This window comes from Acidovorax sp., from assembly GCF_034519795.1.
Taxonomy (GTDB): domain Bacteria; phylum Pseudomonadota; class Gammaproteobacteria; order Burkholderiales; family Burkholderiaceae_C; genus Acidovorax.
In genome coordinates this window covers 148,001-164,753 of the sequence record NZ_JAXHOB010000003.1, presented here as the reverse complement: position 1 = coordinate 164,753, position 16,753 = coordinate 148,001, and the positions used below count along the sequence as shown (strand labels likewise).

19 protein-coding genes and 1 riboswitch are annotated in these 16,753 nt (G+C 68.8%); of the genes, 12 read left to right on the top strand and 7 right to left on the bottom strand.

Annotated features, from left to right (window positions below; all coding sequences use genetic code 11):
• Positions 1-35 precede the first annotated feature (35 nt).
• Positions 36-911, bottom strand: coding sequence for a hypothetical protein (locus U5N23_RS02700; protein ID WP_322591314.1), 876 nt, complete (start codon positions 909-911; stop codon positions 36-38).
• A gap of 116 nt (positions 912-1,027) precedes the next feature.
• On the opposite strand from U5N23_RS02700, the gene U5N23_RS02695 reads away from it, so the two are divergent.
• From U5N23_RS02695 to U5N23_RS02660, 8 genes are all read left to right on the top strand, one after another.
• Positions 1,028-1,759 (top strand): helix-turn-helix domain-containing protein, encoded by a 732-nt coding sequence (locus U5N23_RS02695; protein ID WP_057203997.1) that lies wholly within the window; start codon positions 1,028-1,030, stop codon positions 1,757-1,759.
• A gap of 156 nt (positions 1,760-1,915) precedes the next feature.
• The gene (locus tag U5N23_RS02690; RefSeq protein WP_322591313.1) at positions 1,916-2,758 is read left to right on the top strand and encodes a TetR/AcrR family transcriptional regulator; all 843 of its coding nucleotides are present in this window, start codon (positions 1,916-1,918) and stop codon (positions 2,756-2,758) included.
• The gene (locus U5N23_RS02685) at positions 2,755-3,312 is read left to right on the top strand and encodes a DUF2867 domain-containing protein (protein ID WP_322591312.1); all 558 of its coding nucleotides are present in this window, start codon (positions 2,755-2,757) and stop codon (positions 3,310-3,312) included. Before U5N23_RS02690 ends, U5N23_RS02685 begins: the two co-directional genes overlap by 4 nt.
• Entirely contained in the window at positions 3,309-4,640 is a 1,332-nt protein-coding gene (locus U5N23_RS02680; protein ID WP_322591311.1) for an AarF/ABC1/UbiB kinase family protein, read from the top strand. Before U5N23_RS02685 ends, U5N23_RS02680 begins: the two co-directional genes overlap by 4 nt.
• Before the next feature lie 35 nt (positions 4,641-4,675).
• Positions 4,676-5,056: a DUF6463 family protein gene (locus tag U5N23_RS02675; RefSeq protein ID WP_322591310.1), complete on the top strand. Its 381-nt coding sequence runs from the start codon at positions 4,676-4,678 to the stop codon at positions 5,054-5,056.
• Positions 5,057-5,202: 146 nt separating this feature from the next.
• On the top strand, positions 5,203-5,643 hold the full coding sequence (locus U5N23_RS02670; protein ID WP_322591309.1) for a YXWGXW repeat-containing protein: 441 nt from the start codon (positions 5,203-5,205) through the stop codon (positions 5,641-5,643).
• A 140-nt stretch (positions 5,644-5,783) separates the two neighbouring features.
• A complete protein-coding gene (locus tag U5N23_RS02665; RefSeq protein WP_322591308.1) occupies positions 5,784-6,290 on the top strand; it encodes a YXWGXW repeat-containing protein in 507 nt (168 codons plus the stop codon).
• Positions 6,291-6,471: 181 nt separating this feature from the next.
• Positions 6,472-6,580, top strand: a riboswitch (glycine riboswitch).
• Positions 6,581-6,673: 93 nt separating this feature from the next.
• Positions 6,674-7,993 (top strand): D-amino acid dehydrogenase, encoded by a 1,320-nt coding sequence (locus tag U5N23_RS02660; RefSeq protein ID WP_322591307.1) that lies wholly within the window; start codon positions 6,674-6,676, stop codon positions 7,991-7,993.
• 3 nt (positions 7,994-7,996) lie between these two features.
• Here U5N23_RS02660 and U5N23_RS02655 read toward each other — a convergent pair whose 3' ends face one another.
• Positions 7,997-8,317 (bottom strand): cytochrome c, encoded by a 321-nt coding sequence (locus U5N23_RS02655; protein ID WP_322591498.1) that lies wholly within the window; start codon positions 8,315-8,317, stop codon positions 7,997-7,999.
• Positions 8,318-8,330: 13 nt separating this feature from the next.
• Positions 8,331-9,545 (bottom strand): sulfite oxidase, encoded by a 1,215-nt coding sequence (locus tag U5N23_RS02650; RefSeq protein ID WP_322591306.1) that lies wholly within the window; start codon positions 9,543-9,545, stop codon positions 8,331-8,333.
• A 226-nt stretch (positions 9,546-9,771) separates the two neighbouring features.
• Here U5N23_RS02650 and U5N23_RS02645 point away from each other — a divergent pair, with 226 nt between their 5' ends.
• Entirely contained in the window at positions 9,772-10,926 is a 1,155-nt protein-coding gene (locus tag U5N23_RS02645) for a rhodanese-like domain-containing protein (RefSeq protein WP_322591305.1), read from the top strand.
• Between the two features lie 15 nt (positions 10,927-10,941).
• Here the strand turns inward: U5N23_RS02645 and U5N23_RS02640 are convergent, their stop codons facing one another.
• The 3 genes from U5N23_RS02640 to U5N23_RS02630 all read right to left on the bottom strand — a co-directional run bounded on the left by U5N23_RS02640 (position 10,942) and on the right by U5N23_RS02630 (position 13,725).
• The gene (locus tag U5N23_RS02640; RefSeq protein ID WP_322591304.1) at positions 10,942-12,249 is read right to left on the bottom strand and encodes an FIST signal transduction protein; all 1,308 of its coding nucleotides are present in this window, start codon (positions 12,247-12,249) and stop codon (positions 10,942-10,944) included.
• A 62-nt stretch (positions 12,250-12,311) separates the two neighbouring features.
• Positions 12,312-13,139: a PhaM family polyhydroxyalkanoate granule multifunctional regulatory protein gene (locus U5N23_RS02635; protein WP_322591303.1), complete on the bottom strand. Its 828-nt coding sequence runs from the start codon at positions 13,137-13,139 to the stop codon at positions 12,312-12,314.
• An 88-nt stretch (positions 13,140-13,227) separates the two neighbouring features.
• A complete protein-coding gene (locus U5N23_RS02630; RefSeq protein WP_322591302.1) occupies positions 13,228-13,725 on the bottom strand; it encodes a copper chaperone PCu(A)C in 498 nt (165 codons plus the stop codon).
• Between the two features lie 225 nt (positions 13,726-13,950).
• Here U5N23_RS02630 and U5N23_RS02625 point away from each other — a divergent pair, with 225 nt between their 5' ends.
• Entirely contained in the window at positions 13,951-14,595 is a 645-nt protein-coding gene (locus tag U5N23_RS02625) for a glutathione S-transferase (RefSeq protein ID WP_322591301.1), read from the top strand.
• Positions 14,596-14,635: 40 nt separating this feature from the next.
• Complete coding sequence (locus tag U5N23_RS02620; protein ID WP_322591300.1) at positions 14,636-15,049, top strand: VOC family protein; 414 nt, start codon at positions 14,636-14,638, stop codon at positions 15,047-15,049.
• A gap of 62 nt (positions 15,050-15,111) precedes the next feature.
• On the opposite strand, the gene U5N23_RS02615 is transcribed toward U5N23_RS02620, so the two are convergent.
• Positions 15,112-15,666 carry an Rrf2 family transcriptional regulator gene (locus U5N23_RS02615; protein WP_322591299.1) on the bottom strand — a complete coding sequence of 185 codons (555 nt, stop codon included), beginning with the start codon at positions 15,664-15,666 and terminating at the stop codon, positions 15,112-15,114.
• A 157-nt stretch (positions 15,667-15,823) separates the two neighbouring features.
• Here U5N23_RS02615 and nhaR point away from each other — a divergent pair, with 157 nt between their 5' ends.
• The gene (gene nhaR, locus U5N23_RS02610) at positions 15,824-16,720 is read left to right on the top strand and encodes a transcriptional activator NhaR (protein WP_322591298.1); all 897 of its coding nucleotides are present in this window, start codon (positions 15,824-15,826) and stop codon (positions 16,718-16,720) included.
• Positions 16,721-16,753: the final 33 nt, after the last annotated feature.

The window sequence follows — 16,753 nt, the reverse complement described above, 5'->3', positions numbered from 1 at the left end:
CTCGCTTGCATCTTGGTGTGTAAGAACGGCATTTGTCAGGCGCCCTGGCGGCGTGCGCTGCGCGCCGTGGCCGGCCCGCTTGCCGGCCGGTGCTGGGCGCCATTCTGCCCGGTTGCGGCGACAGTGCCATGCCCCATCGCGCCCGGCTGCAGTGCGGCGAGTGCCGACAGCACAGGCAAGGCTGCGCTGGCCGCAACCAGGTGCTTGAGGCTGTGGCCCGATACCCACTGGCCGGTGGCCTCCAGCACGGCATGGTCGGCGGCCTCGAACAGCTTGGCCACCCCATAGAAGGCGATCACCGCACCCAGGTGCACGGCCAGGGCATCAGCGCGCTGCGGCAGGGCGGCCAGTGCCAGCACCACCAGCATGCCCCCCAACTGCACCACGGCCCAGGGCAGCACGTTGCCGGACAGCGCCCACCACAGCACGGCCGCTGTGCCGCCCAGCAGCACGGCACCCGCCGCAGCGATGCCGGCGCGCTGGCTGACGCGGCCCGCCGCCGCCAGCCCCAGCAGGCCTGCGAACGGCAGCACCATGCCCAGCCGGTCCCAGAGCAGCCCGAAGTCGCTGGGACGCCAGTGGTAGAAGGACGAGCCCATCGACGTGCAGACCAGGCCAGCGAAGAACAGCCCGGCCAGGGCACGTGAAACGCCATCCACGGCCCCCCGCGGCAGCCGCACCAGCCACGCGAGGCCCAGGGCGCCGGCGACGGCGAACGCAAGATTGCTCAGCACATCGAGCGCGCAGGGGATGCCCAGCAGCGTGCGCTGGTCGGCAAAGCCGTGCTGGTGGGCGCTGTCCTGCAGCACCGGGCCGAACACGGCCAGCCCCAGCAGCGCACAGGCGCCAAGCAGCAGACCGGCCTCCGGGCGAGACAGGCCCGGGGCGGGCGAAATGGAGGGCAGTGGCATGGTTCGGGTTCCGGGAGTGGGTGGTGGGCGCAGTGTGGGGAAGTCGGGGGCCCATCGGTACCGAAATCTGTGCAAAGGGCTACCGAAAACACCAGAGGTACCGATAATCGATACCCATGAGCACCACCGCCGACCTCGTCACCGCCCTCAAGAAGGAACTCAAGACCGCGCAGATGACCTACGCCGACCTGGCGCAGCAGCTGGGCATGGCGGAGTCCAGCGTCAAGCGCATGCTGGCCAAGGGGGACATGCCGCTGTCGCGCATCGATGCCATCTGCCGCGCGCTGGCACTGGACTTCGCCGACCTGGCGCGCCGCGTGGCCGACAGCCAGCCCCTGCTCAAGGAGCTGACCCAGGAGCAGGAAAAAGCCGTGGTGGCCGACAAGCGGCTGCTGCTGATGGCCATCTGCGTGCTCAGCCAGTGGACGCTGGAGCAGGTGACGGGCACCTACCGCCTCTCCGAGGCCGAGGGCATCAAGTACCTGGCCCAGCTCGACCGCATCGGCATCATCGAGTTGCGGCCGCTCAACCGCTACCGGCTCAAGCTGGCCAAGACCTTCCGCTGGCGGCCCCATGGCCCGGTGATGAACTACTTTCGCGAGCATGCGCTGCTCGACTACTTCGCCGGGGGTTTCGATGGCGCGGGCGAGGGCGTGCTGCTGGTGCACGGCACCATCAGCCGCAGCCTGGCGCCGGCCTTCATGGAGCGCATGCAGCGCGTGGCCCAGGACTTTGCGCAGCAGCATCTGGCCGACCAGAAGCTGCCGGCCCGCGAGCTGGAGGGCTATACCTTGCTGCTGGCATTGCGCAGCTGGGAGTTCGAGGCCTTCACCGGCATGCGGCGCTGAGCGGCGCCGCTACTTTCCGACAGCAAAACCACCCCGCCGACCTGCCCGGACATGCCGGCAGATGGGCAGGGCAGTGCCTGCGCGCTCCGAAGCCGCTTGACGGTTTAAACGGAATTCACTATTCTTTAAGCACCAAATTCATGGAATTTAAAGAATATGAAAACCACCCGCCAACAGCAGGACGCTACGCGCCGCCAGATCGTGGCCAGCGCGGTCGATCTGATGACGCGCCAGGGCTTCGACGGCACGACGATGAAGGACATCGCGCGCGCGGCCGGCATTGGCGATGCGACGATCTACAAGTATTTCCCGACCAAGGACCGCATCGTGCTGGGCTACATGGACGAAGCGGTGCGCAGCGCCCTGGCCGACACGCTGGCCACGCCGGGCCTGGCGGACTACGACCTGCAGGAAAAGCTGCAGCGCCTGACCGACGCCGTGCTCGAACGCCTGCTGCCCGACCGCGAGTTCGTCGCCGAGCTGCGCACGCTGGCCAGGCGCTCGCCGCTGTCCATGCTGGCCGAGCCGCTGTCGGCACGCCAGGCCCTGCGCGAGGCGGTGGCCGGCTTCATCGAAGCGGCCGAGGCCAGCGGCGAGATCGAGCCCTGCGACTTCAAGGGCGTGGCCAGCGGCCTGTACGGCGACTACCTGGCAGGCGTGGTGGCCTACTGGCTGGCCGACGAATCGGACGAGTTCGCAGACACCACGCAGCTCGTGGACCTGTCACTGGGCGTGGCGGTGCTGGCGCTGCGCGCGGGCCTGGTCAACCGCGTGCTGCAGCTGGGCGGCTTCATGCTGCGCAGCCAGATGGCGCGCTTCATGCAGCATGGCAGCGGCCTGGTGGGCGTGCTGCGCATGGCCAAAAGCGCGTTGGCGGACACGATGGTGCCCCCGGTGGACACAACGCGCACGACGCGTGCGCGTCCGGCGGCCCCGCCCCCCGAGGCCGATGCGCCCAAACCCGCCCGCAAACCCCGTACCCGCAAGGCCACACCATGAGCCCCGCCCACAACACCGTCCGCGCCACCCCACTGCCCCAGGACAGCGTGATCGCATCGCGGCTGCCCGGCGCACAGTTCGCCGACTGCTTCGAAGCGGCCGACCCCACGCCCGACAGCAGCGCGCTGCAGACCTGGCTCGACATGGTGAAACAAACGCCGGGCTGGACACGCGCGCTCATGGCCCTGCGCAACCGCGTGGTGCGCATGGTCGGCCTCAAGGCTGTGGGGCAACTGCATGACGGCACCCGCCGGACTGCGGCGGGCTACCGCGTGGGCGATCTGGTGGGTTTCTTCGAGATCCGCCACCTGGGCGAGCGCGAGGTGGTGATGGGCGTGGACGACCGCCACCTGAACGTGCAGGTGTCGCTGCACAAGCGCATGCAGGACGGGCAGGCCGTGCTGGCTCTTTCCTCCGTGGTGCACATCCACAACGCGCTGGGCCACACCTACATGGCCGTGATCGCGCCGTTCCACAGGCGCATCGTGCGGACCCTGCTGGCCCGGGCACAAGGCCTGGCATCGGCAGGCACAGCGGCGCGGCCCCGCGCATGACCGGCGCCAAGCCGCCCCGCACGGGCACACTGGCGCGCGGCACCATCACCGGCCTCACGGCCGCGCGCCTGGGCCTGGCGCAACTGGGCCAGCGCATGCGGCCCGCCCACGCCGACGAAGTGGCACAGGCCGATGCTCAAGCCCGGCACGAGGCGGCCATGGGCCGCATCCTGTTCCAGGCCATGGGGCAGTTGCGCGGCACGGCGCTCAAGGTCTCTCAGATCCTGAGCATGGATACCAGCTTTCTCCCCGAGGGGGTGCGGCGCGAGCTGGCGCGCGCCTGCCACCAGGCCACGCCACTCAACCGCGCGCTGGTGGGCCGGGTGTTCCGCCAGACCTTCGGGCAGGAGCCCGAGGCCCTGTTCCTCCGCTTCGAGCCCCGGGCCTTTGCCGCCGCCAGCCTGGGCCAGGTGCACCGCGCCGAGTTGGCCGGGCATGGCGCCGTCGCGGTCAAGGTGCAGTACCCGGGCATTGCCACCACCATTGCCTCGGACATGCGCCTCTTGCGCACCACCTTGCGCGCCCTGGCGCACAGCGACCTGCCCCTGCCCGGCGATGTCGTGGTGGAACGGGTGATGCAGGAGATCGAGCGCACGCTGCTGCACGAGGTGGACTACCTGCACGAGGCCCGGCAGTTGCAGTGGTTTGCCGAACATGCGGCGCTGCCCGGCATCGTGGTGCCGCAGCCCATCGCATCGCACACCCGCGCACAGGTGCTCACCCAGCAGTACCTGCCGGGCCTGCACCTGGGGGAATGGCTGCGCAGCGAGCCCACGCAGGCCGCGCGCAACCAGGCCGGCCAGTTGCTCTGGGACTGGTTCATGCACTGCACTTTCGGCCTCGGGCACATGCATGCGGACCTGCACCCGGGCAACTTTCTGTTCCTGCCGGACGGGCGACTCGGCGTGCTCGATTTCGGCTGCACGCGCGAGCTGTCGCCCGCGTTCCGCAGCGGTGTGCTTCGGGCCTGGCGCGCGCTGCTGCAGCCTGCATCGCCGGCCCATGCCCAGGGCGTGCTGCAGGCCTACGTGGCGCTGGGGCTGGTGGACGCATCGATGGATGCAACCACCTTCACCGACGAGCTGATGCCTGCCCTGTCGATCATGCAGGCCTGGCAGACCGAGCCCTTCACGGAGCCGGTCTTCGACTTCGCAGGCAAGAGCCGACCGCCCGCCCCCGTGGCGGCACAGCAGAAGGTGCTGGCCAGGCACCTGGCCGGCGTACCGCCCGAGCTACCGGCTTTCGAGCGCGCCTGGCTCGGGCTCATGCACCTGCTGACCGAAATCCGGGCGCAGGTGCACACGCAGGCCGACCGCTGGATCGGCTGACCCCTCCCCATTCCCCGTACGACAAGGAGCCTTCCGTGCACAGCCTTCTCGGGTCCCTTTTCACCCTTGCTGCCCGCCCCTGGAAGGGCCGCTGGCTGCTGGCCGTGGCCCTGCTGCACACGCTGGCGGCGGCCGTCCTGTTCGCCCCGCAGTGGCAGATCCTCTGGCAGCGCGGTGTGTTCAACGCCGTGGCAGACGACATGGACCTGGGTGCCGCCGTCTGGTTCCTGCTGTTCGGCGCGGTCCTGGCCCTGCTGGCATGGGAGGTGACGGCCCTGGAGCGCAGCCAGCCGGCCGTGGCGCTGCGGCCCATGGGCTGGTGCCTGCTGGCCCTGGTGCTGGCCGGCGTGGTGCTGATGCCGGTGTCGGGCTTCTGGCTGGTGCTGCCGCCGGCCCTGGCGCTGTTGCTCCGCTGACGTGACATAAATCACGCTTTGGGCGCGCAAGGTGCGTTGGCGAAACACCCGCTTACAACTCTTCGCACGAGCACTACACCGGCTTGACGCAAAGCGCCCACGATCAAGGCTCCGGTTCCGCAAGGAATCATTCCAAGGAGACCTTCATGGCCCGCATCGCCCTCGCCGCCGCTTCCCTGGCCTTGCTGTCGCTGGCTGCCGTTGCCCCGGCGCTGGCATCCCCCAGCGCCACCGTCGTCATCCAGACCGGCACCCCCTATTACCAGCACCCTGTGCAGCGCCCCGCCCTGGCGCCGCTGCAGGTCACCCCGGTGCAGTACCACGCGCCACCCCCGCCCCGCTACGAAGCGCGGCCCCACGCCCGCCGCGGCATGGCCTGGGTGCCCGGCCATTGGCAATGGCGTGGCGGGCGCCACGTCTGGATCCAGGGCCACTGGGTCAAGGCCCGCCCTGGCTACCACTACCGCGAGCCGCGCTGGGAAGAGCGCGGCGGCCGCCACCACATGCGTCCCGGCGGCTGGGACCGCGATGGCGATGGCGTGCCCAATCGCCACGACAGGCGTCCGAACAACCCCTACCGCAACTGATGTCGGCAGCGGGTTGCCCTGCGGCAACCTTGCAGCCGCCCCCACCCGCCTACAGGCGGCAAGGCCACGCGCCTACAGACATTGCGCCGTGGCCTGCCACCATACAAAGGCGACGAATACAACATGAAAAGGAGTCCACCATGGCCTACAAAACAACTTCTGCAGCCCTGATTGCCGCCACGCTCGCTCTGGCGAGCCTCTCATCGGTGGCCAACGCACAACCGGCCGTGCAAGGCACGGTCATCATCCAGTCCGACGGCAACCGCGGCAGCTACCGCCCGCAACCCGTGTACCAGGTGATCCCTGCCCCCCCGCCACCCCGCCGTGAAGCCGTGCCGCGCCCCCGCCGTGGTCAGGTCTGGGAAGCAGGCCATTGGGACTGGCGCGGCAACCGCCATGTGTGGGTGGCCGGCCACTGGGTGAAGGCCCGCCCCGGCTATGTCTACCGCCAGCCCACCTGGTACGAGCGCGACGGGCGCTGGGAGATGCGCCGTGGCGGCTGGGACCGTGACGGTGATGGAGTACCCAATCGCTATGACCGGGACCGCGACGGTGATGGCGTGAGCAACCGCAATGACCGGGACCGCGATGGTGACGGGGTATCGAACCGCCGCGACAGCAACCCGGACAATCCCCGCCGCAACTGATCCAGGACCGGGCCCGGCCCGGTCCTTGTATCAGCAACGAACGCCGCACATTAGCTGCAGCGTTCGTCTTTGTGCGTCGGCACCGGCCTAGAATGGCCGTCGCAGGAGAGCAAGCGGCAATGTCCGCTTCACCGAAGGCGCAAACTCCCATGCACGCTCAGGTTCCGTACTGCACCATCCATCAAGGCCGTCTGGAGAGCCGCTACGCCATGTAGCGCACCGAAGGAGCAAGCCGCAGCCCATGAGGGGCCGCGGTGAATCTCTCAGGTACCAAGGACAGGGGGAGCGGCAGCCGGGCCATGACGTGCCCGCTGCGCGCTATCGCAACCTCTGGCGCAGCGACACCGACAGGCCTGGCGATTGCCCTTCCAAAGGCTTTCAAAATGCGTGTGATCGTTCTTGGCGCCGGCCTGCTCGGCGTGACTTCGGCCTATTTTCTGCAGCAGCTCGGCCACGAGGTGACCGTCATTGACCGCCAGGGCGCGCCCGGTGCGGAAACCAGCTTTGCCAATGGCGGCCAGATCTCGGTGAGCCATGCCGAGCCCTGGGCCAACCCCAGCGCCCCGCTCAAGGTGCTGCAGTGGCTGGGCAAGGAAGACGCGCCCCTGCTGTTCCGCATCCGCGGCGACATGCGCCAATGGCTCTGGGGCCTGTCCTTCCTGCGCAACTGCACGCCGGCGCGCACGCGCCACAACATCGAGCAGATCGTGCGCCTGGGTACCTACAGCCGTGACACCTTGCAACAGCTGCGCGCCGCCACCGGCATTAACTATGACCAGCGCACGCAGGGCATCCTGCACTTCTATACCGACCAGAAGGAGTTCGATGGCGCCCTGGCCCCGGCCGAGCAGATGCGCCAGCTCGGCTGCGCACGCCAGGTCATCAGCGCCGACGAGGCCATGCGCATCGAGCCGGCCCTGGCCCATATCCGCCCGCAGCTGGCTGGTGCCACCTACACCGCCGAGGACGAATCGGGCGATGCCAACACCTTCACGCGCGAGCTGGCGCGCCTGTGCGAGGCCGCAGGCGTGCAGTTCCGCCTGGGCCACCACATCACGGCGCTGCGCGAGGCCGGCGGACGCATCGACCATGTGGAGGTGACCACCGCCGAAGGCCGCTTCGAGCGCGTGCACGGCGATGCCTTCGTGCTCGCCATGGGCTCGTTCAGCCCGCTGCTGGCGCAGCCCCTGGGCATCCGCCTGCCGATCTACCCGGCCAAGGGCTACTCGGTGACCATGCCGGTCAAGGACGCATCGATGGCGCACCAGGTGAGCCTGACGGACGACGAGTACAAGCTGGTCTTCTCGCGCTACACCAGCGAGCGCGGCGACCGCCTGCGCATTGCCGGCACGGCCGAACTCAACGGCTACAACCGCGACCTCAACCAAGTGCGCTGCGACGCCATCGTGCGCCGCGTGGAGCAGTTGTTCCCGGGTGCCGGCGATGCCAGCCAGGCCCAGTTCTGGACCGGCCTGCGCCCCGCCACACCCAGCAACGTACCGCTGATCGGCAAGACGAAACTCGACAACCTGTTCCTCAACACCGGCCACGGCACCCTGGGCTGGACGCATGCCTGCGGCTCGGGCAAATCGGTGGCGCGCATCGTGAGCGGACTGGCGCCGGAGCTGGACTTCGCGTTCACGGGCATGCCGCACAGCGCGGCACCCAGCCGGCTGCCCACGGCAGCGGCCCACAAGGCCTGACGCTCAGGGAGCAGCGCCGCTGGCCTGTGCCACGAAGTGCGCCAGGGCCCGCATGTCCTTGTCGCTGAGCTTGTCGGCATAGGAGGGCATGACGCCGATGCCCGCGCGCAGGGCACGCAGCACGCGCTCGGCGTTGGGCTTGAGCTCATCGAGCACGGGGCCGACCTGGCCCTCGGCACCTGCGGCCTGCAGCGTGTGGCACACCGCACAGGACGGCTGGATCTTGCCGAACAGCTCCTTGCCCCGCGCCAGCTCGCCGGCATCCGCGGCCCAGACGCCGCTGCTGGTCAGCGCCAGCAGCCAGATCGCAACCGCCGTGCGCAGGATGCGCACCGCTTCAGGCGACCACCACGGTCACGCCGTGGTCGCGCCAGCTCGTGTTGTTGTAGCCGCCCAGGTTTTCCTCGCGCTGCTCGGGCTGCACGTTGCCCGCCGTGTCGGTGGCGCGGCTGAGCAGTTCGTGCGAACCTGCGGCCAGGCGCACGGGCAGCACGAACTGGCGCCAGGCAAAGCGGCCCAGGTCGGGCCCGATGAGCTGGGCCGCCTGCCAGGTCTTGCCGCCATCCACCGACACCTCCACACCCTTGACGCCGCGCGTGCCGCCGAACGCCACGCCATGCACCTGCACCATGCCGGCCTTGAGCGTGCCCTGCTCGGGCAGGGGGCCGTTGATCCATGACTTGGTCGTCATCTCCCACACCGAGGGCTGCTCGGGACCTGCCTTGGTGCCGGGCGGCGACATGCGGTAGCCGTGCGACATGATGCGCGCCTGGGACTGCTCGGCACCGAAGGCCACGCGCTTGACGTACTTGATGTTGTTCACCCCCTGGTAGCCCGGCACGATCAGGCGCAGCGGCCCGCCATGCGCCAGCGGCATCGGCTCACCGTTCATCTCCCAGGCCAGGATGGCATCGTCCAGCGCCTTGATGGGCACCGAGCGCTCGACGATCACCGTGAGGGGGTCCACGCCCTCGGGCAACTTCTCCCCGCCCGTTCCCGTGAGGTAGGCCGCAGCGCCCGCCAGCCCGCCCAGGGCGGCCACCACGTTGCGCAGCGGCACCCCGCTCCAGACCACGCAGCCTGCCGCACCCACCGTCCACGGCGTGCCACTGGGCTTGCTGGGGAAAAATCCGCGCCCGTTGCCCGAGCACTGCAGCACCGTGGTCACGGTCTCGATGCCCAGGGTCCTGAGCTCGGCGAGGCTGAGCGCACGCGGCGCCTTCACCCCCTCGATGGACACCGTCCAGGCATCGCGCTCGGCCACGATGGCGGCATCGGGCGACGGCAGGTTGTTGCGGATGTACAGCTGGCTGGAGGGCGTGACCACCCCCGTGCCGAACGCCCCGCGGCGCGTCTCCAGCGTGCCGCTGCTGTGCACGATCAGACTGGCAGGGTTCTTCCACGCCGCATAGGCGGGGAGCGGTTTGGCCGCCGCAGCCGGCGTGGCCTGCGCATGCGCGCCCCTGGTCCATGCGGCCAGCCCCAGGGCGCTCAGTGCGGCGGCGCTGCCGGTGAGCAGGTGCCGGCGTGGCAAGGTCACGGGATTCTTCATGGAACGTTCCTCCAGAGTTGACAAGGCAGGTGGTTCCGCAGGCGGCACCGCCTTCAGACGGCTGCCAGCATGCGGGGCATATCCCATTCTGGTATGGCAGACCCGATTTGCCCTGGGGGTTTGTGAGAGCAGGTGTAAGAAATGGCAACAACACCCCCAAGGACGTGTGTTCGGTAGCGCTCTGGTGCATATTTGACATCGCCTGACAGACGCCGGAGGAGCCACCATGTACCGCAAAACACGCCCTGCCTTGCTGTCCCTGTTGCTGCTGTTGCTCAGCCCCCTCGCCCAGGCCCAGCTCACGGCCATCGTGGCCGTGGAGCCCACGGCCAAGAGGGCGGCGCACAGCATCCTGCGCAGCGGGTTCGAGTCGGGCCTGTCCAAGGCAGCGGGTCAACCCGCCACCGTGGCCACCAGCGAAGACCTGGCCGATGTCATGCGCGCCACGCGCAGCGCGGGCTACGATGTGTTCATCGGCCCGGCCCAGGTGGCCGCCTCGGCGCTGCAGCGCGGGTATGAGCTCGTGGGCGCCACGCAGAAATCGGACCTGTACCTGCTCGTGGGCTCGCCCCAGGTGGCCAATGTGGCGGCGATGAAAGGCCAACGCCTGTACCTGCCTCAGCAGGACTCGATCTACACCTACATGGCACGCGGCATGCTGAACGAAGCCGGCCTGTCGTTCCAGGACCTCAAGTCCGTGCTGCACGAAAAGCACCCGCAGGCGGGCTTGAGCGCGCTGGTGCTGGGCGGCACCGATGCCACCGTGGTGCGGGCGGACGACTGGGCCGAATGGTCCGCCACCCACAAGGGCGATGCGCGGGTGCTGGCGACCTCGCAGCCGGTGCCGGGCGGCTTCTCGATCACCGTGAAGAAGGACCTGCCCGCCGACGTCAAGGCACGCCTGGCCCAGTGGTTCGCGTCGGGCTCCAGTAGCGTGGGGCTGAGCCCCGTGGCCTTGCGCCCCGAAGCACAGGAGTACCGCCGCGTGGCGGAACTCGGCCTGTTCACCCCCAACAGCCTGCCCGGCGTGAACCGCATCACGGCGCGCGAGGCGCAGAAGCTGCAGGCGCAAGGAGCGGTGGTGGTCGATACACGCACCGAGAAGGAATTCAAGACCAAGCGCATCCGCGGTGCGGTGTTCGCGGCCTATGTGGAAAAAAGCCTCAAGGACGTGGCTTTCAACGCCGCACAGGACGACTTCCAGGCCCTGGAGAAGGTGGACCGCAGCAAGCCCGTGATCTTTGCCTGCAACGGGGCCGAATGCTGGAAGTCCTACAAGGCGGCCAAGGTCGCGGCCAGCAAGGGCTACAAGACGGTGTACTGGTTGCGCGGCGGCCTGCCCGAGTGGGATGCCGACGGGCTGCCTACCGAAAGCAGCTGATGCATTGGCTGCAGCTCAGGTGAAGACCGTGAGCACGCCCGTATAGCCGTACAGGTGGTGGTGCGCGATCTCGCCGCCCGCGAAAAAGCCGGTCAGCGGCACGTCGCCCAGCGCATGGCGCACGATCTGCAGTTCCGCACTGGGCCCGCCGAAATGCGGACCGCCGCGGCCTGAGCAGCTCACGTAGATGGCGCCGCGGATGTGGCGCCCGCCCTGCGCAGCGGCCGGGCCCTGCGCCGCCGCTCCGGGCGCCGGTGCCATGGCCCGGCCGGTATGGTCGTCCTGCGACTCCAGGGGCGCAGGCTCCAGTTCCTCGGGCTCCAGTTCTTCGCGGATCTCGGCGCAGATGCGCATCAGGTCGGCGCGTGCCGCCGCCACGTTGCGCTGGCAGAAGGCCAGGTGCATGCCCGGCTCCACCTTGTCGCCCAGGGCCACACCGCGGCGCGCGCCGTCCAGGCCCACGATGTGGCGCACGCGGGTGTCGGTGCCGAAATGGCCCGTGCGCTGCTGCCCCTGGGGCTGCGCTCCCGCGTCCACCAACCCGGCCAGCGTGGCGCGCACCTTGCGCAGCGCGGGCTGCGGATCCCCGTCGAGCGATACCTCCAGCGTGTCGAGCAGCACGTCGAGCGCGGGCTCGCCATCGAGCTGCAGCACCACGTTCTCATGCGCGGCGGTGACGCTGCGCAGCGGCCCCACGGGCTGGCAGCCCTGGGTGACGCGCGAGACCAGGGCCACCTCGGAACCGAAGGCCACGCCCGAGAGGCCGCCATCGAAGACGCCGCCGGCACCGCCCTGCCCGGCGATATTGCCGTCACCCGCCACGGCGAACTGCACGCCAGCGCCCCGGCTGGCGCTCAGGCCACCGAACAGGTAGCCGGTCTCGGTACGGCTGGCCATCTCGGCCAGCAGCTCGGCCAGTTCGGGCGTATGGCCATCGGCATGCACCAGCGCCGTGTGGGCCGCGAAACCGCTGGCCGGCTGGCGCGGCAGCGGAGCCACGCCCGAGAACACGCGGTACTGGTCGGGCGACACGTCGAGCAGCATCACGGACAGCGCCGGTTCGTCGAAGTACTCGGCGTTGTTGGCGGCCACGCCCACGCCCACGGTGCCACTCCAGTCGGTCACCTCGGGCAGTTCGCTGGCCAGGTGGTCGAGCAGGGCCTGGGCCTCGCCCGCATAGTGGTCGGTGATGTAGAGCAGCCCCAGCCTGGGGATGCTCGCGTACTGGGGCAGGGCCATCTGCGCGCGCAACTGCGCCAGTGCCAGGGCCGCAGCCATGCGCCACTGGGGGTGGGTGGCATGGCCGGAAGGGAAAAGTTTCATGGTGTGTGTCTTCTCGCAGGCGGGTGCGCGATGCCCACCCGCGTGGGACGCACGGGCCGGTGTCAGCCGGCGCGCTTGCGCGGCGCGCGCTTGGCCGCCGTGGTCTTCTTCGCAGCCGGCCTGGCCTTGGCAACCGGCTTGGCCGCTGCAGCCTTTTTGGCGGCGGGCTTGCGCTCGCCGGCCATGCCCTTCATGCCCTTGGCAGCAAACTGGCTGGCCATGCCGGTGGCCGTCTTGATGGCTTCCTTGGCCAGGCCGGTGGCCATGTTCTTGGTGGTGTCGAGGGCGGTCTGCTTGGCCGCGTCCTTCATGGCGTTGGCGGCGATCTGCTGGAACTGGCCGGTGAGCGCGCCCCACCACTGCAGCGGATCCACCACGGAGGCGTCCGGTGCCGAGGCCGCTGGCTTGCCCTTTTTGGCCTTGCCGGGCGCCTGCACCTCGGGCTCGGCCTCGGCTTCCTCTGGCTCTTCCTCCTTCGCTCGGCCGGTGACCCGGGCAGCCGCACCGGCGACGGCCCCGGCCGCACCGCTCACCGTGTCGGCAGCCTTTTGCACCCCGCTCATCACCGTATCGGCGGTCTTCAGCTTGAAGGCATTGGCCACGTCACCCATGCTGAAGTTCATGCCCTTCAAGGTGGCCAGCGTCATCTTCTGCACCTCCAGCGCCTGGATGGTGGCGGAGAGCGCACGCGAGTTCTGCTCCAGCCAGAACTGCACGGCCTTGAGTTCCTCGATGCGCTTTTCCAGCTCTTCGACGCTGATGGTCGGCGCCACCCAATTGGACAGGTTGGGCAATTGCGGAATGCTGGTCGACGCGCCTTTCGCCAGACTCTGCAGGAAATCGAAGCCGGGGACGAATTTGCCGAAACCGAAATTGGATGTGTCGCTCATGGCCGCTCCGCAAGATGGGTGGTGTATCGCTCCTGACAGCTTACCCCAATGGGTGGCCGCTGGCGATGGCATGCAGGGGGCTTCTTCCTCAGTGTTTGTGCCCATGCCCATGCGCGTGGGCTGGCGCCGCCGAGTGTGTGCCCGGCGCACTGGTGGCCACGGGCACGGTCAGGTCCAGCCTGCTTTCCACGCCCTTGGCGTCCTTGAAGGTCAGCGTGAGCGGCACGGTGCTGTCCTTGGCGAGCGGTGCCTTGAGGTCCAGCAGCATGACGTGAAAGCCCCCGGGCTTGAGCTCCACGGGCTTGCCGGCGGGCAGCTCCAGCACCGGCACGGCACGCATGCGCATCACATCGCCATCGAGCTTCATCTCATGCACTTCGGTCACGCCAGCGGCAGGGGATGAAGCGCTGACCAGACGCGCACCCTGCGGTGCCGTGAGCTTCATGAAGGCACCGGTGCCCTTCTGGCCCGGCACGCTGGCGCGGGCCCAGGCGCCCTCGACCTTCACGTCGGCCACCTGGGCCAGCGCAGGGGCGGCCAGCAGGGTGCACAGGGTGAGGCCGGCGAGGGTGCGGGAGAAAGTCATGCAAAAGGCTCCTGGAGAACGGTGGCGGCGCCGATGGCGGGGCCAGGGCGGCCGCTCCTGAGAATGGAAAGGGTTGCGCAGCAAGCGCGTGCTCCCTCATTGTAGGGATGGGCACCCTGGCAAGCCGCCGGGGCGTCATCTGCGCGACGCGCCCAGCCCCGGCCAGCCCCTAGCATGGCGGCTGGCGCCAACCCACAGCCCCCAAGGCAATTCAGGAGACACCCCATGCTCACCCTCTGCGGCTTTTCGGCCAGCAACTACTACAACAAGGTCAAGCTCGCGCTGCTGGAAAAAGGCGTGCCCTTCACCGAGGAACTGGCCTGGATCGGCGAGACCGACCGCAGTGCCAGCCCGCTGGGCAAGGTGCCCTACCTGCGCACCCCGAACGGCACGCTGTGCGAGTCGGCCGTGATCGCCGACTACATCGAGTCGGCCTACCCCGAACACCCGCTGATCCCGGCCGAGCCGCTGGCCGCCGGCAAGGTGCGCGAGCTGATCACCTTCATGGAGCTGCACCTGGAGCTGGTGGCACGCAACCTCTACCCGCAGGCCTTTTTCGGCGGCACGGTGAGCGAGGCCGCGCGCGAGAAGGTCGGCGTGCAGTTGGCCAGGAACATCGCCGCATTCGCACAGCTCACGAAGTTCAGCCCCTTCATCGGCGGCGATACGTTCACCGCGGCGGACTGCGCGGCCATCGTGCACCTGCCGCTGGTGTCCTCGGCCACCAAGATCATCTACGGCCGCGACTTTTTGGCCGAGCTGCCGGTGCGCGACTACCTGGCCCGCATGAGCGAGCGCCCCCATGTGGCGCGCGTGAATGCCGACCGCAAGACCAACACGGCCGAGATGCTGGCCAGACCGAAAGGCTGACGTCGCCAGGGGGGAGCGCATCCGCTGCTATCCTGCGCCGATGCACAGCCTTTTCCACCTCGCCTTCAACGTCACCGACCTCGACGCAGCCCGCCGCTTCTACGGCGGCGTGCTCGGTTGCCGCGAAGGCCGCAGCACCGACACCTGGGTCGATTTCGACTTCTTCGGCCACCAGATCTCATTGCACCTGGGCACACCGTTCGCCAGCGCCGCCACCGGCCATGTGGGCGAGCACCTGGTGCCCATGCCGCACTTCGGCGCCATTCTTGAATTGCCCGCCTGGAAGGCCGTGGCCGAGCGCCTGAAGGCGGCCGGCACGCCCTTCGTGCTCGCGCCCCAGGTGCGCTTCGAGGGCGAGCCGGGGGAGCAGTGGACGATGTTCTTCCACGATCCGAGCGGCAACCCGATCGAGATGAAGGGCTTCCAATCCATGGAACAGGTGTACGCGGCGTAGGCCGCCACCGCCCCAGACACAGGGAGCCAGGGGCGGCAGCCGCCGCCCTCCTCGGCACCCTGTCAGCGCCGCTGCATCAGCGGCATGCTCCCCAGTGCGAACACCGAGTTGGGCACACCGAGCCCTGCCAGGCGTGGCTTGGGCTTGGTGCTGGGCACGGCACGGGCGCGTTGCTGCGGCGCCGGTTCGCCGGACTCCACCACCACGCCACGGGCCAGCTCCTGCGTCACCAGCTCCGCCAGGGTCACGGACTGCAGGTAGTCCATCACCCGGCTGTTGAAGGTGATCCACAGCTCACCCGTCATGGCCCTCATCTGCGCGGCCTGGCCCTGGGCCAGGCTCTGGGTGTCGTCGCCCTTGAGGTTTTCCACCGCCAGGATGATGTCGGCCACGGACACCTGGTCCGCGCGGCGCGCCAGCGTGTAGCCGCCGCCCGGCCCGCGCGTGCTGTCCACCAGCCCGGCGCGCCGCAGCGCGCTGAACAGCTGCTCCAGGTAGGACAGCGAGGTGCCCTGGCGCGCACTGATGGTCGACAGTGCCACAGGACGCATCTGCTGGCGCAGCGCGAGATCGGTCATGGCCGACACGGCAAGTTGCCCTCGGGTAGTGATACGCATCTTTGACTCCTTGTGAACGTTGCATGGCCAGGGTTCGGTGCCCGAAGGGGCGTTCCGCGATCTGTCCATGTACGTACTGTAGGGATTTCGACACTTCGCGTATATTCGATTTATTGAGATTTTTACTTCGATTTTTACGAAGTATCAAGGAGACGGCATGAACTTCAAGCACCTGCGCTATTTCTGGACCACGGCCAAGGCGGGCGGCATCATGCGCGCCGGCGAGCAGCTCAACACCACGCCGCAGACGCTGTCGGGCCAGATCAAGCAACTGGAGGAGTGGCTGGGCCACGACCTGTTCAGGAAGCGCGGCCGGGGGCTGGAGCTGACCGCCGAGGGCCGGGTGGCTCTGGGCTATGCGGAACAGATCTTTGCACTGGGCGACGAGCTCGAAAAATCGATCCGCCTGGCGCGTGGGCAGTCGCGCCCGATCACGTTCCGGGTGGGCGTGGCGGATTCGGTGGCCAAGTCGGTCGCCTACCACCTGCTGGAGCCGGCCCTGGGCCTGGCCGAGCAGGTGCACATGACCTGCCACGAGGGCAAGTTCTCCGAACTGGTGGCACAGCTGAGCCTGAACCGGCTCGATCTGGTGCTGGCGGACGAGCCGGTCTCCAGGAAGATCGGCGTCAAGGCCTTCAACCACGCGCTGGGCACCAGCGCCATGAGCTTCTTCTGTGCGCCGGCCCTGCGCAGCCAGTTGCAAGGCCCGTTCCCCAAATGCCTGCACGGCGCGCCGATGCTGATCCAGGGGCCCATGTCGTCGGTGCGCCAGCAGCTCGACCACTGGTTCAACAAGCACCAGTTGCAGCCGCGCCTGGTGGGGGAGTTCGACGACAGCGCGCTGATGAACGCCTTCGGGCGCGAGGGCCGCGGGGTGTTCACCTCGCCCACGGTGCTGGAGGAGGAGACCCAGGCCCAGTTCGGGGTGGAGGTGATAGGCCGCTCCACGGAACTGGTGGAGGAATTCTTCGCGATCTCGGTGGAGCGGCGCATCAGCCACCCCTGCGTGGCCGCCATCACCAAGGCCGCCCGGTCCGACCTGTTCGCGGCATGACCGGGGCAGGTGCCGACGGCCCTGCCCCAGCGA